We start from the raw sequence: 14,153 nt of genomic DNA, 5'->3' as shown, positions 1-14,153 counted from the left end.
CCAGCCGGCACGCTATTCCCGTCGATGCGTGAAACCACGAATGGTGTCGCGCGACACCCCCGTCAGCGCGCTGATCTGGCGCTGAGACAAGCCTGACACGCCGGTCAGCGTCTGTGCCAGCTGTAACCGATCCGTTTTGGGAAATTCAGCTACCAGTCGCGCGGAATGCTCGGCCATGAGTCCGGGCAGTAGCTGGTCCTCGAGCACGCATCGCCTGCGCAATCGCAGCATCGTGCGCTCGATGTCGTTGAACGACAAGCCCTTCGACGCGAGCGCGACCGCGTCCACCGCGCCGTCGGGCAGCGGCTGCCCGGCGAACCGGCGGATCGCCTCGCAGCGCTGCTCCGCCTCGGGCAGCGCGAACTCCACGCTCACATCGAAGCGTCGCCACACGGCCGGATCCAGCAGATCCGCGTGGTTGGTCGCGCCGATGACCAGGCCCGCCCCGGTCGGCCAGTCGTCGATCTGCTGGAGCAGCACCGTCACCAGCCGCTTCAATTCGCCCACGTCGCGATCGTCGTCGCGACGTTTGGCGATGGCGTCGAGTTCGTCGAGCAGCAGCACGCACGGCCGCTGCTTGGCGTAGTCGATGGCATGGCGCAGGTTGGTGCCGGTCTTGCCGAGCAGGCTGCTCATGATGGTCGCCAAGTCCAGAACCACCAGCGGCAAGGACAATTGGTGGGCCAGCCACGCCGCGGCCATCGTCTTGCCGACCCCGGGCGGACCGACGAACAGCAGGCTGCGGGCCGGGGTGAGATCGGCGGCGGCCAGCCGGTCGGCCTGCTTGCGCTCGTCGACGATCTGGGTGAGCACGTCGTAGGTTTCGGGGCCCAGGATCGGCACTTCGACGGTGGAGCCGGGGTGGATCACCCGCAGCAGCGGCAGTCTGCTGTCCCCGTCGACCGGAATCGGCGTATCGACTTCGGCGCGTAGGGGATTGGCGCGCGTGGGGTTCTGGCGCAGCAGCGCGACCAGCGCGTCGGCGAGGTCGGGACTGGCGTGCCGGTGTCGCCGCGCGGCCCGGCGCACGAACATCGCGACATCCTGCTCGCGCCCGGCCAGCGCCAACCTGGCCAGGTGGACGAATTCATCGGGCAGATCAGCGCTCACGTCCGCCGAAGTGGAGCTCAGGGCGTGTGACATGGTCTTCTTCCGATCAATTGCGTGGACTGTTATTGCTTCATTCGATCGTACGGCGTCCATCACGGGCAAAGTTCACCCCTTGTGTACCGGTTTGACATCGGACCCCACCCGCAGCGCCACATTGATCTGCCAGGCCCTCGGCGCAGCAATTCCTTTGGTCGGATGCTAGTTCCGCGACGTCAGGTCATCGGCGATTCCCGTCGCTTCGGGCGTGCCTCGCCAGTGCGGCGCCCGATAGGTCCTCGCCGCACTGGCGAGCGGTGTTTTTCGGAGGGTGGTTGACAGGTCCGGCTGTCGTCTGTCAGTCTCGTTGCAGGTCACGAGTACCAGCGTTCAGCCCCGGCTTGCTGGTCGGCAACCCTCCTCCGCGGTGGGGTGCTCCGGGTGACGACCAGGCTGACGTCCGACTTGGGCGCGGCAAGCGCGGGCCACCTCTTCAAGAGCGGGTCCCTGAGCCGACGGGATTTCGTCATGACTGCTGTAGTCGACCCCACCTGTGCCATCGCGGACGTGTCCGGCGCCGACCTGCGGGTTCCGCTCGTTCAGGGCGGAACCAGCACCTACGCCAACTTCGACTACGCGGCGAGCGCGCCGGCGTTGAAGCAGGTCACCGACCGGATTTCACAGCTGCTGCCGTTCTACGCCAGCGTGCACCGCGGTGCGGGGTACGCCTCGCGGATCTCCACCGAGTGCTACGAGGCTTCGCGTGGGTCGGTTGCCCGGTTCCTCGACGCCGACGACGACCAGGTCGTCGTGTTCACGCGCAACACCACCGATTCGCTGAACCTGCTGGCCGGGTGCGTGCCGGGGGAGACCGTGGTCCTCGATATCGAGCATCACGCCAACTTCCTGCCGTGGGCCGCGCGCGGTCGTCGGGTCGTCCGGGCCGCCGCCACTGTCGAGGAGACGATTCAGCGGGTCGTCGCCGAGTTGTGCAGCAAGCCCGCCGCGCTGCTCGCGGTGACCGGGGCGTCCAATGTCACCGGTGAGGTGCTGCCGCTGGAGCGCCTCGCGACCATCGCTCATCAGTGTGGTGCGCGCATTCTCGTCGACGCCGCCCAGCTGGCGCCGCATCGCCGGATCTCCCTGCGCGAGAACGGGATCGACTACCTCGCGTTCTCCGGGCACAAGCTGTACGCGCCGTTCGGTTCCGGGGTGCTCGTGGGTCGGCGGGACTGGCTGGACGCGGGCGAGCCCTACCTCGCCGGTGGTGGCGCGGTGCGCAGTGTCGGTGTGACAGAGGTCGAATGGGCGTGCGCGCCGCAGCGGCACGAGGCCGGTTCGCCGAATGTGTTGGGCGCGGCCGCTATCGCCGCGGCCTGCGATGCGCTCGCCGCCATCGACCCTGGTGAACTCGTCGCGCACGAGCGTTTCCTGGCGGACCGGCTGCGTGCCGGCCTGTCCGCGCTGTCCGGCGTCGGCCTGGTCAACATCTGGTCCGACAGCCCCGACTGTGTGGGCATCGTCGCCTTCACCATCGCCGGATTCGCCCCTGGCGAAGTCGCCGCCTACCTCTCCGCCGAACACGCCATCGGCGTCCGCGATGGTCGCTTCTGCGCCCACCCGCTCCTCGCGAGCCTCGGCCTCGACGCGGCCCTGCGCGCCAGCATCGGCCTCGGCACCACCGCCGCCGACGTCGACCGCCTGATCAGCGCGGTCGCCACCCTGGTCGCCGACGGCCCCACCTGGAACTACGCCGCCACCGACGGCCACTGGAACCCCACCCCCGAAACCCGCCCCCTCAGCGCCTCTTCACCCGAAGGCGCTGCCCCCTGCCTGATCGGCTGAACTCGTCACAGACGAGATCCGCCGAACGTCGGCCGTCGAGACTCGCTCTCGGCGGCCGATATTCGTTCCGCTATCGCGTGACACCCGCCAGGGAATTCAGCCGGAGATTTTCTCTGAAACTCCTACGTTCAGAGTGGATTCCTGCTGGGTAACACGGGTCGAACCCGTCGCGATGAAGCCCCCGAGTTTGTCCGACAATCAAAGGGGACCCAGTGACTCGACCTACCCAGCCGCCCGACCCGTGGGCTCGCCCGCCCCGGCAGCCCGAAAAGAAACGGCGTTGGCCGTTGCTGGCCGGGATCGGGGTCGCTGGTGTGCTCGGTCTCTCGGTGGTCGCCGGTCTCAGTGACGACAAACCTGCTCCGACCGTGCGGACATCGCCCACCTCGACCATCCGCCCACTCGAATCATCAACCACGACAAAGCCGTCGACGACCACCGCGATCCCGACAACTACGGCGCCCGCCGTGCTGTCACTCGCCCCGACCACTGTGATCGATCTCCCGCCGACGCCCATAGCGCCTACCACCACGGTCGCGCCACCGCCTCCGCCGCCGGTTATCGTCCCCGTGCCAACCACGACGGTCGACCTCCCCGCCCCCCGGGTGGCACCCGTACCGGAGCCCCAACCGCCCGCGCCCGCCAGCGCCTATTACCAGAATTGCGCCGCTGCCAGAGCGGCAGGCGCAGCCCCGCTGTACAGGGGCGACCCCGGCTATCGCTCCGCCCTGGACCGCGACGGCGACGGCGTGGCCTGCGAATAGGGACGATCACGTATCCATCGAACGAATGATGTCCCCGACGCGGACGTGCGATATCGACGCTCAGGTCAGGTGTCGAGGGGGGTGGGGCGGTGGTATTTGCCGTTGTAATAGAGCAGTGGGGCGGCGGAGGGGGATTCCTCGGTTTGGTCGTGGACTCGGGTGACCAGGCCTACCGCGAGAGTGTGATCGCCTAGATCGATGAGGGTGTGCAGGGTGGTGCGCAGCCAGATGGGGGTGCCGTGCAGGACCGGTTCGCCGGTGTCGAGGGTTGTCCAGAGCGAACGGTCGGTGAAGCGGTCGGCGGCGGTGCGGGAGAAGCGGTGGGCCAGGTGGTGCTGGTGTTCGCCGAGGAAGTGGATCACCACCGAGTCCGCGACGCGCAGGGCGTCGATGCTCGAGGAGGTATGCGCGATATTGAACGACACCAGCGGCGGCTCCAGTGACAGCGAGGCGAACGACGTGGCGGTGAAACCCACCGGTCCGGTCGCCGCGCCCAGCGTCACCACGGTGACACCGGACGGATAGTGCCGCATCGAGGCCCGATACTGCTCAGCGGTGATCCCGCTCAAATCGTCGGGAACGACCAGCCCGGTCTCGGAAGAAGGTTGCACATCGCCCACCGCCCCCAACATACGCCCGCTCTGTCCTTTTGATCCGACTCACCAGCGACCACTGTTGACGTAATGATTACGTCATTGGATCATTGAGGGATGCTGTTTCCCACGCCGAACCTCTCGCCGGGCGATGAGGCAGTGCTCGCTGAGGTCGACCAGATGCGAGAGTCCCTCCATTTTGAACTGCAAAGCGTTCCCGCAGTCTGGGTAGGTGGGTTGCGCAAATTCCTGACCGCCGATGCGGTGTCGGCTTCCAATTCGATCGAGGGATTCAAGGTCTCGACGGTTGATGTGGAGGACCTGCTCGCGGGCGAGCGTGACGTCGAGGTCTCTGAGGAGAATCGTGCCGAGACCTCGGCATATGCGCGGATGATGACCTATATTCAGACGCTGCACGACGTCGAGGACTTCGAATACAGCGCCGGATTTCTCAATTCTCTGCACTGGATGTTGCAGGGGCACCGACACACACCGCGCAAGCCCGCGGGGCAGTGGCGGCGCGGCCCTGTCTATGTCACCGACGCCCGCGACCCGAGTATCGCCGCCTACACCGCGCCTGCCGTCGAACAGGTTCCTGACCTCATGAGTGAGTTGGTCGATTGGCTGAACACGCCGACGACGACACATCCACTGATTTCCGCCGCGATGGCACATCTGCACCTGGTGTCGATTCATCCATGGGCTGACGGCAACGGCCGGATGTCGCGGTCGCTACAGACATTGATGATCGCTCGTGAACGTGTTATCGCACCGGAGTTCTCCTCCATCGAAGCGTGGCTCGGGCGGCCTGGCAATACCTGGGAGTACTACCGGGTGCTCGGTAGACGGGGCAGTGTTTACCGGCCGGACCAGGATGTCTCCGAGTGGGTCCGGTTCAGTCTCACCGCCTATCACCAGCAGGCGCAGACCGTACATGCGAGAGCTGAGCGTTCACGGCGCGTGTGGGATGGTGCGACCGATTATCTGCGTGCGCAGGGTTGCGACGAACGCATCGTGTCCGCACTGCACGACGTGGCGATGTCCGGTCGGGTGCGCCGGACCAGGTATGAACAGGCCGAAGGGCTCAATACTCAACAGGCACAGCGTGATCTACGCGAGATGGTACGTCGCGAAGTGCTTGTTCCAGTGGGCCGGACTCGTGCCAGGTACTACGCGGCAGGCGCCGCGTTCCCCGATCGGGTACTCGAGACCGCGCGCACACCAGCGACTTTGATCGATCCATACGCCGGTCAGTCCTAGGTTCAGTCGATTTCGATGGGCAGGCCCGCGGTGATGCGGATGATTTCGCGGAAGTTGGTGCGGAACACCGTGTTCGGGTGGCCGCCCGCCGCCCAGACTTCGGGGTGGGCGGCGAGGGCGGTGTCCACCCAGGTGGGGAGGTTGGTGGGGTGGCCGAGAGGGGCGGTGCCGTCGATGGGTTGGCCGGTGATGCGTTCGACCAGGGCCGTGGGGGCGGGGGTGAGGGTGCCCTCGAGGCGTGTGCCGGTGCGGGCGAGGTCGACGCGGTGGTGGTCGGCGACCAGGAGCAGGACGGGGTCGTCGTCCAGGAGGAAGACCTGGGCGGTGAGGATCGCGGTGGGGTGAGCGCCCAAGGCGCGGGCGGCAGCGACCGCGGTGGGAGTCGGCGTCTCCGGGCAGACGATGACACCGTGGTGGCCGCGGGCGATGAGAGTTTCGGCGACCCGGCATGCGACCGGCGGCAATGACGACCTGCGCATACCAACCAGGTTAGGTCGATTGCCGGAAATATGCTGTGTTACTTGGAGTTCTGGCTGTGTTCGTTGGAGCGCTGGCGCGCTCGAGGTTCGCGGCCCCTGGTGTCCCGTCGATCAGGTGCCGTTGCTTGCTCCTTCGTCGCGTACGCAACGGCACCTGATCGACGGGACGGCCGCGAACCTGGCCGGGCCCTCCCTGTGGGGCGGGGGTGGTGGCATGTTGGCGTGGTGGCAATAATCGGGGGATGAGTGAATGGAAGGCTTTTACCGTCGAGATCGCCGACAACGTGGCGCAGGTCACTTTGATCGGGCCGGGCAAGGGCAATGCGATGGGGCCGGACTTCTGGCGCGAGCTGCCGGAGGTGTTCGCCGAGCTCGACGCTGATCCGCAGGTGCGGGCGGTGGTGATCACCGGGTCGGGTAAGCACTTCTCGTTCGGTCTCGACCTGGCCGCCACCGCGGGCACGCTGGCGCCGGTGCTGGTCGAGGACGCGAAGGCCGCGCCGCGCACGGAGTTCCTCAAGGAGGTCCGCCGGATGCAGGCTTCGGTGACGGCGCTGGCCGAGTGCACCAAGCCGGTGATCGCGGCGGTGTCGGGCTGGTGCATCGGCGGTGGCCTCGACCTGATCGCGGCCGCTGATATTCGTCTGGCCAGCGCGGATGCCAAGTTCAGCCTGCGTGAGGCGAAGGTGGCGATCGTCGCCGACATCGGGTCGCTGCAGCGCCTGCCCGGCATCATCGGCGAGGGTAATTTGCGGGAGCTGGCCTTTACCGCCAAGGACATCGACGCGGCTCGCGCCGAGCGGATGGGTCTGGTGAACGAGGTGTTCGCCGATCAGGAGGCCGTGCTGGCCGCCGCGCACGCGATGGCGCGCGAGATCGCGGGGAACCCGCCGCTGGTGGTGCAGGGCATCAAGGACGTGCTCGAGCAGCGGACCAGCCCGGCGATCGCCGACGGTCTGCGCTACGTGTCGACGTGGAACGCGGCGTTCCTGCCGTCGAAGGACCTCCCCGAGGCGATCGCGGCGGTCTTCGAGAAGCGCGCGCCGCAGTTCAAGGGCGAGTAAAGGCTGTTCAAACGGTTGCCCCGGTAGCCGTTCTGCCTACATACTTGCATCACACAACTAATTGATTGATGCAAGTAAGGGTGAAGTGTGAGTGAGACTGAGCCCGCGATCGACGCGATCGCGATCCAGCTCGTGCGACTGCACCGGCTGCGCGATCGGGCGATGGCCCAGATCAAGGACCGCTCTGGCATCGACCCGGCGGGGTTCATGGTGCTGTTCCGGCTGCTCTGCGACGGGCCGATGCGCTCGGGTGCGCTCGCCGAGGCCGTGAACTCGGACGCCTCGACGGTGAGCAGGCAGGTCGCGCAGCTGGTGGAGCGTGGCCTGGTGGTGCGCGCCGCCGACCCCGACGACGGGCGAGCCACCGTGCTCGCGGTCACCGACTACGGACGCGAGACCGCCGACCGGATCCGGGCCAAGCGCCGCGAGTCCGTCGCCATCGTCACCGAGAACTGGTCCGCCGACGATCGGGCCCTGCTCGCCGGGCTGCTGACGCGGTTCGTCGACGACTACGACGCGGCCCGCCCGTTCCTGGCGACCCAGCCACCCGCACTGCGCACTACGGAGAATGATTCGTGACGACAACCGTTGCCCCGGTGGACTCACCGGCGGGCTTCACCCATCGACAGATTCTGACCATCCTGTCCGGGCTGATCCTCGGCATGCTCCTGGCCGCGCTCGACCAGACGATCGTGTCGACCTCCATCCGCACCATCGCCGACGACCTCGACGGCTACTCGCTGCAGGCCTGGGCCACTACGGCCTATCTGATCACCGCGACGATCAGTACCCCGCTCTACGGCAAGCTCTCGGACATGTTCGGCCGCAAGCCGTTCTTCCTGACCGCGATCGGTCTGTTCATCATCGGTTCGCTGCTGTGCACGTTGGCGACGTCGATGTATCAGCTGGCCGCGTTCCGCGCGTTCCAGGGTTTGGGCGCGGGCGGGCTCATGTCGCTGGCGCTGGCCATCATGGGCGACATCATCGCCCCCCGTGAGCGCGCTCGCTACCAGGGTTACTTCCTCGCTGTGTTCGGCATCTCGAGTGTGCTCGGGCCGGTGCTCGGCGGTCTGCTGGCCGGGCAGGACACCATCCTCGGCATCACCGGCTGGCGCTGGGTTTTCCTGGTGAACGTGCCGCTGGGGCTGCTCGCCCTGGTGGTGGTGACCCGGGTGCTGCATCTGCCGCGTAAGCCGCACGCCACCCATCGCATCGACTTCGCGGGTGCGGTCGTGCTCGCGATCGGACTGGTCCCGTTGCTGATCGTGGCCGAACAGGGACGCGAATGGGGCTGGAGCAGTAGCTCTTCGGTGATCTGTTACGTGATCGGCGTGGTCGGCCTCGCCGGGTTCGTCGCGGTGGAGAAATTCATGGGCGACGCGGCGCTGATCCCGCTGCGTATCTTCGACAACGCCAACTTCGCGCTCGGCGTGGTGATCTCCTTCGTCGTCGGTGCGGCGATGTTCGGCGGCATGCTGCTGCTGCCGCAGTACCTGCAGGTGGTGCGCGGCGCGGGACCGACCGAGGCCGGTCTGCAGATGCTGCCGATGGTGCTCGGCATGATGACCGGCTCGATCCTGTCCGGTCGGCTGATCTCGAAAACCGGTAGCTACCGGGCATTCCCGCTGATCGGCGCGAGCACGCTGACGCTCGGGTTGTTCCTGCTGCACCTGCTCGACGCCGACAGCCCGCTGTGGCTGGCGATGCTGTTCATGGCGGCCACCGGCTTCGGCCTCGGCAACCTCATGCAGCCGCTGACCCTGGCCCTGCAGAACGCGCTGCCGCCCAAGGACATGGGCGTCTCGACCGCGTCGGCGACCTTCTTCCGCCAGATCGGCGGCACCCTCGGCGCGGCGGTGTTCCTGTCGATCCTGTTCTCGCTGCTCACCCCGAGCATCACCACCCAACTGCAGCAGTCGGCCGCGGATCCCGCCTACCAGCAGGCCGTGATCGAGGGCGCCAAGAGCACCAACCCGGCCGACGCCGCGCTGGCCAAGGGTCTACTGGCGCATGACACTTCGGCCGCGAGCGAGGTGCTCCAGGACAGCTCGATCATCCAGCAGCTCGACCCCGAGCTCGCCAAACCCTTCCAGGTGGGCTTCTCCGACTCGATGTCGACGGTGTTCCTCGTCGCGGCCGCGGTGGCGTTGATCGCCCTGCTGCTGGTGCTGTTCTGGAAGGAAGTTCCGCTGCGGATGGCGGGCGGAATCCAGGCCGACGGCGACGCCAAGGCCGCCGACGGGGTGGGTGCGCTGATCGACACCACCGCGCAGTCCACCGCCGCTGCCACCGGGGATCCGAGTGACGGGGACAGCGATGGTCGAGGTCGGGTGGGGTAGGTGAAGTGCCCTAGGGGAGCGCGAACCAACCCCTAGGGGTGGCTGTTCGAACCTGTGCGCCGCAATAACTTCGAGGAAGAAGCCACTGCACGCACAGGAGAAGACAACATGCGCATCAAATCCACTATCGCCGCCGCTCTGCTGGCCCTCGCGACCGTCGCCGGGGTGTCGGCGGTCGGTGCGGGCAACGCTGCCGCGGCGCCGTACGGCACCTACTACGGCACGTACTACGAGCTCTACCAGTGCCGTGCGGCCGGACAGGATCCGTACAGCGGCGGGTACTACTGGGAGTGCACGGAGAGCTGGGACGGCTGGGACCTGTACATCTGGTACTGATCTCGGAACAGGAAACGGGAAGTCCGAAATTCTTCGGACTTCCCGTTTTTCGTGTTCCAGCCAGCTCAGTGGCCGGATTCCTTCAGGCGGGTGAAGGACTCGTCGATGATCTTCTCGGCCTCGGCGCGGCCGAGCCACTCCGAACCCTCGACGTACTTGCCGGGCTCGAGATCCTTGTAGCGCTCGAAGAAGTGCTTGATCGCCGACAGCTCGAACTCCGAGACATCGCCCAGGTCCTGGATGTGGTCCCAGCGCGGGTCGCCCGCGGGGACGCACAGCACCTTGTCGTCGCCGCCTGCCTCGTCGGTCATGCGGTACACGCCGACCGGGCGGGCCTCGACGATCACGCCGGGGAACACCGACTCGGGCAGCAGCACCAGCGCGTCGAGCGGGTCGCCGTCCTCACCGAGGGTGTTCTCGATGAAGCCGTAGTCGGCCGGGTAGCCCATGGAGGTGTACAGGTACCGGTCGAGCTTGACCCGGCCGCTCTCGTGATCGACCTCGTACTTGTTCCGAGAACCCTTGGGAATCTCGATGGTGACGTCGAACTCCACGCCATCTCCTTGCTCGTTCGAGTGCTGGACTGTGCCGAATCGCCAGATCGTTCTGGGGAACCGGTGCGCAACGAGGATAGTGTGGTGTGCTGGTACACCGGTGCGGCAGGCGGCTGTAGTCGCGCAGTCGAGGCGTGTCGGTCGGCGTTGAGGGAGACACTGTCGTGGTCGATACAGGCGGCAATCCGGGATCAGCGGTGCGCGGGCGCCGGAAATCCCGTTGGATCTGGTTGTCGGCAGTGGTGGTCGCGCTGATGGTGATCGCGGGTGGTTTCGCGGCGATCGCGCGGCCGTGGACACCGGAATTCCGGCACGGCGGACTCACCGTGGCGCCCGCGCCGGATACCGGCCAGGTGTTCCCCGAGGTGGCCCCTGCCCGATCGGACGCGCCCGCGCCGACGGTGGCGGGCATCGCCGCGGCGCTCGCCCCGGTGGTCGGCAATCCCGATCTCGGCGCGTTCGCCGGTGAGGTGAGCGATCCGAGCAGCGCGACGGTGCTGTGGAGTAAGGATTCGACCAAGCCGATGATTCCGTCGTCGACGGCGAAGATCATGCTGGTGGCGGCCGCGCTGCTGACCTTGCCCGATGATCAGCGGGTGACCACGAAGGTGCTCGCGGGCGCCCCCGGCGAGCTGGTGCTGGTCGCGGGCGGAGATCCCACGCTCACCACCCGGGCGGCCGGCGGCTACTACACCGGCGGCGCCAGGATCGCGGATCTGGCCGCGCAGGTGCGGGCCTCGGGTCGGCAGGTGAACGCGATCGTGGTCGATACCTCCGCCTACTCGGGGCCGACCATGGCCTCGGGGTGGGACCCGATCGACATCGCGGAAGGGTCCATCGCCCCGATCGAGCCGATCATGCTCGACGGTGGCCGGTTCGATCCAACGGCCGACTATTCCCCGCGCACCGCGAACCCCGCGCTCGACGCCGGGCGGGCGCTGGCGGCGGAGCTGGGCGCCGACCCCGCCGCGGTGCGTGTGGGACCGGCCGCGCAGACCGGCGCGCAGATCGCGAAGGTGGAATCGGCTCCGCTGCGAGTCCGCCTGCACGACATGATGATTCACTCCGACAATGTGCTCGCCGAGACCATCGGACGTGAGCTGGCGGCGGCGTCGGGACAGCCCGCGTCCTTCGCCGGTGCGGTCGCGGCCACCACGGCCGCCCTGTCGACGGCCGGGTTCGACATCGCCGGACTGCGCCTGGCCGACAACAGCGGGCTCTCCATCGACGACCGGGTCACGCCGAAGCTGCTCGATTCGATCATCGCGACCGCGGCGAAGCCGACCGGTGCCGCGGCCGTGGTACCGGCGGGCACCCAGGCCAGGCCCGAGAACGATCCGCGCGCAGCGGCTCTCGCCCCGATGCTGGACTACCTGCCCGTCGCGGGCGGAACCGGCACCCTCGCGCCGCGCTTCGTGACGCAGAACCGGCAGGGTGCGGGGTGGGTGCGCGCCAAGACCGGAACTCTGAGTGTGGCCAGCGCGTTGGTCGGATATGTACTCGACCGCGACGGGCGGGTACTCACCTTCGCACTCATGTCGAACGACCGATTGCCGGAGCAGAGCAGGCCGGCGCTCGACGCGGTGGCGGGTGCCCTGCGCGACTGCGGATGCTCGTAGAGAACGGGTGGCTGATGACCGAGAAGACGACCGAAAAGACCGAGCGCAAGAATTCCGGATTCAGCGGAGCGGTGGACTGGCGGCTGGCCGCGCGAACCGGGGCGCTGCTCGCGCCGGCAGGACCGCGCGCGTCCCGGCAGACGGCGCAACAGGTCGTCGCCGAGTTGGCATCGGCCTCGGTGCTGGCCGAACTGCCGGTGCGTGAGGTCAGTGGGCTGCTCGACGACCGGCCGGTTCCCGAGGCCAGGATCGTCGACCGGCCGGGGTGGATCGCCGCGGCCGCCGACTCGATGGCCGTGCTCACCGGTACCGAATCCGCCGACGGCGGCAAGTTCGTCGGCAAACCCGCGGGTGTGCAGGCGGGGACGATGCTGGCGTTCCTGTCGAGCGCGATCCTCGGGCAGTACGACCCGTTCACCGGCGAGGACGGCACCCTGCTGCTGGTCGCGCCCAATATCCTCGGCGTCGAGCGCGCACTCGGCGTGGATCCGAGCGACTTCCGGCTGTGGGTGTGCCTGCACGAGGTGACGCACCGGGTGCAGTTCTCGTCGGCGCCCTGGCTGGCCGGGTACATGCGTACCAACGTGGACATCCTGAGCGAGGTCGGCGAGGAGCCGATGAGCGAGATGCTCACCCGGTTGGTCGGTGAGGTGCGGTCGCGGCGCAACGGCGCGAACGCCGACGATCCGAACAGTCGAGGGGTGGTCGGGCTGTTGCGCGCGGCCCAAGCGCCACCGCAACGGGAGGCACTGGATCGGTTGTTGATGCTCGGCACGCTGCTCGAAGGGCACGCCGATCATGTGATGGACGCCGTCGGGCCCGCTGTGGTGCCGACCGTCGCCGATATCAGGGCCGCGTTCGATCGGCGTCGACAGAAGCCGTCCAACCCGATCCAGCGGCTGCTGCGGGCGTTACTCGGCGTCGACGCGAAGGTCGCGCAGTACGTGCGGGGCAAGAAATTCGTGGACGCGGTCGTCGAGCGGGTCGGGGTCGCGGAGTTCAACGCGGTGTGGACGAACGCGGACACCCTGCCGTTGCTGGACGAGGTCGACGATCCGGACCGGTGGATTCGCCGGGTACTCGGATAGGCCTCGGTAACCTGCACAGGTGACATACGCGGGCGATAGACCGCCGAGCACGGCCGCTCGGTCTGCTGTTGGATCGCGGCTGCCGTCCGATGATCGAGATGCGACCGTTCGGTGTACCCGATGACATCGCGCCTACCGGAGACGGCGGCGGTGCTGGCGGTACGACGGGGTGTGCGCGAGTGGGTGGCCGCGCACGGTGGGCCGAGCCCGGTGGTTGTGGGGTTGTCCGGTGGGGCCGATTCGCTGGCGCTGGTGGCCGCCGCTGTTGTCGAGGCCGGTGAAGTCTGTGCGGTGGTCGTCGACCATCGGTTGCAGGCGGGGTCGGCCGAGGTGGCTGAACGAGCGGCCACGCAGGCGCTGGGGCTCGGGTGCGTCGGGGCGATTGTTGTGCCCGTCGAAGTAGGGCGCGTGGGGGGCGCGGAAGCAGCGGCGCGGTCGGCCCGGTATGCGGCGTTGGAGACGGTGCGCGACGGGCGGCCGGTACTGCTCGGACACACGCTCGATGATCAGGCCGAGACCGTGCTGTTGGGGTTGGCGCGTGGGTCGGGCGGGCGGTCGATCCAGGGGATGGCGGCGTGGAATCCGCCGTGGGGGCGGCCCCTGCTCGGGGTGCGGCGGGCCGATACCGCGCGGATGTGCGCCGATCTCGGAATCGAACCATGGGACGACCCGCACAACGCCGACCGCAGGTACACCCGCGTGCGGGTCCGCGAGGAAATACTGCCGCTGCTCGAGGACGCGCTCGGCGGTGGAGTGGCGCAGGCACTCGTGCGCACCGCCGACCACCTGCGCGAGGACGGCGCGGTGCTCGATGCCTACGCCGCAGAGCTGCTACGTAACGCGCGTGCGCGCCTCGCTGGTACGTCTGCCCTCTCGATCGAGATCCTCGCCACTGCGCCGCCCGCGTTGCGTCGCCGGGTGGTGCGCGCCTGGCTCGCCGATCAGGGCGTGACCGGGCTCGTGAACGCTCATTTACAGGCGATCGACGAGCTGGTGAGCAATTGGCACGGGCAGGGCGGCGTGGCGGTGGCCGGCGGCTCCAGCGACCACAGGTTGGTCGTGACGCGTGAACGTGGCACGCTGGCGGTGCGAGCACAGCCGCGCATTTGATGCCACGAAGGGACAC

Annotated in this window: 14 protein-coding genes and 1 riboswitch; of the genes, 10 read left to right on the top strand and 4 right to left on the bottom strand. The window is 67.9% G+C overall.

All coding sequences use genetic code 11. The features are described from left to right. Positions 1 to 12: 12 nt before the first annotated feature. Complete coding sequence (locus NA12_RS21825) at positions 13 to 1,143, bottom strand: AAA family ATPase (RefSeq protein ID WP_067454309.1); 1,131 nt, start codon at positions 1,141 to 1,143, stop codon at positions 13 to 15. Between the two features lie 315 nt (positions 1,144 to 1,458). Continuing rightward, positions 1,459 to 1,573, top strand: a riboswitch (SAM riboswitch). Between the two features lie 41 nt (positions 1,574 to 1,614). Here NA12_RS21825 and NA12_RS21820 point away from each other — a divergent pair. Beyond that, the gene (locus NA12_RS21820; RefSeq protein ID WP_067454305.1) at positions 1,615 to 2,931 is read left to right on the top strand and encodes an aminotransferase class V-fold PLP-dependent enzyme; all 1,317 of its coding nucleotides are present in this window, start codon (positions 1,615 to 1,617) and stop codon (positions 2,929 to 2,931) included. Between the two features lie 212 nt (positions 2,932 to 3,143). After that, the gene (locus tag NA12_RS34970; protein WP_165914769.1) at positions 3,144 to 3,695 is read left to right on the top strand and encodes an excalibur calcium-binding domain-containing protein; all 552 of its coding nucleotides are present in this window, start codon (positions 3,144 to 3,146) and stop codon (positions 3,693 to 3,695) included. Between the two features lie 65 nt (positions 3,696 to 3,760). Here NA12_RS34970 and NA12_RS21815 read toward each other — a convergent pair whose 3' ends face one another. After that, a complete protein-coding gene (locus tag NA12_RS21815) occupies positions 3,761 to 4,228 on the bottom strand; it encodes a flavin reductase family protein (protein WP_243654846.1) in 468 nt (155 codons plus the stop codon). 177 nt (positions 4,229 to 4,405) lie between these two features. On the opposite strand from NA12_RS21815, the gene NA12_RS21810 reads away from it, so the two are divergent. Next, entirely contained in the window at positions 4,406 to 5,548 is a 1,143-nt protein-coding gene (locus NA12_RS21810) for a Fic family protein (protein ID WP_067454300.1), read from the top strand. A gap of 2 nt (positions 5,549 to 5,550) precedes the next feature. Here NA12_RS21810 and NA12_RS21805 read toward each other — a convergent pair whose 3' ends face one another. Further along, positions 5,551 to 6,027 (bottom strand): YbaK/EbsC family protein, encoded by a 477-nt coding sequence (locus NA12_RS21805; protein WP_067454299.1) that lies wholly within the window; start codon positions 6,025 to 6,027, stop codon positions 5,551 to 5,553. Between the two features lie 242 nt (positions 6,028 to 6,269). Between NA12_RS21805 and NA12_RS21800 the strand changes: the two genes are divergently transcribed. The 4 genes from NA12_RS21800 (at position 6,270) to NA12_RS21785 (ending at position 9,766) form a co-directional block, all read left to right on the top strand. After that, complete coding sequence (locus tag NA12_RS21800) at positions 6,270 to 7,091, top strand: crotonase/enoyl-CoA hydratase family protein (protein ID WP_067454298.1); 822 nt, start codon at positions 6,270 to 6,272, stop codon at positions 7,089 to 7,091. A gap of 87 nt (positions 7,092 to 7,178) precedes the next feature. Continuing rightward, positions 7,179 to 7,670, top strand: a complete 492-nt coding sequence (locus NA12_RS21795) for a MarR family winged helix-turn-helix transcriptional regulator (RefSeq protein ID WP_067454295.1) — start codon at positions 7,179 to 7,181, stop codon at positions 7,668 to 7,670. Continuing rightward, on the top strand, positions 7,667 to 9,430 hold the full coding sequence (locus NA12_RS21790) for an MDR family MFS transporter (protein WP_067454294.1): 1,764 nt from the start codon (positions 7,667 to 7,669) through the stop codon (positions 9,428 to 9,430). Before NA12_RS21795 ends, NA12_RS21790 begins: the two co-directional genes overlap by 4 nt. Positions 9,431 to 9,538: 108 nt before the next feature. Beyond that, complete coding sequence (locus NA12_RS21785) at positions 9,539 to 9,766, top strand: hypothetical protein (protein WP_067454293.1); 228 nt, start codon at positions 9,539 to 9,541, stop codon at positions 9,764 to 9,766. Between the two features lie 65 nt (positions 9,767 to 9,831). Here the strand turns inward: NA12_RS21785 and NA12_RS21780 are convergent, their stop codons facing one another. After that, entirely contained in the window at positions 9,832 to 10,320 is a 489-nt protein-coding gene (locus NA12_RS21780; RefSeq protein WP_062991391.1) for an inorganic diphosphatase, read from the bottom strand. A gap of 254 nt (positions 10,321 to 10,574) precedes the next feature. On the opposite strand from NA12_RS21780, the gene dacB reads away from it, so the two are divergent. The 3 genes from dacB to tilS all read left to right on the top strand — a co-directional run bounded on the left by dacB (position 10,575) and on the right by tilS (position 14,137). Next, positions 10,575 to 11,939, top strand: coding sequence for a D-alanyl-D-alanine carboxypeptidase/D-alanyl-D-alanine endopeptidase (dacB, locus tag NA12_RS21775; protein WP_084473004.1), 1,365 nt, complete (start codon positions 10,575 to 10,577; stop codon positions 11,937 to 11,939). Between the two features lie 14 nt (positions 11,940 to 11,953). After that, positions 11,954 to 13,027 carry an Rv3626c family coenzyme F420 biosynthesis-associated protein gene (locus tag NA12_RS21770; RefSeq protein WP_067454702.1) on the top strand — a complete coding sequence of 358 codons (1,074 nt, stop codon included), beginning with the start codon at positions 11,954 to 11,956 and terminating at the stop codon, positions 13,025 to 13,027. 120 nt (positions 13,028 to 13,147) lie between these two features. Then, a complete protein-coding gene (gene tilS / locus NA12_RS21765; protein ID WP_067454288.1) occupies positions 13,148 to 14,137 on the top strand; it encodes a tRNA lysidine(34) synthetase TilS in 990 nt (329 codons plus the stop codon). Positions 14,138 to 14,153: the final 16 nt, after the last annotated feature.

The sequence above is a fragment of the Nocardia alba NBRC 108234 genome, assembly GCF_001612665.1.
Classification (GTDB): Bacteria; Actinomycetota; Actinomycetes; order Mycobacteriales; family Mycobacteriaceae; genus Nocardia; species Nocardia alba.
Note: the sequence above shows the minus strand (reverse complement) of the source record. Positions and strands in the feature narration are given on the sequence as shown.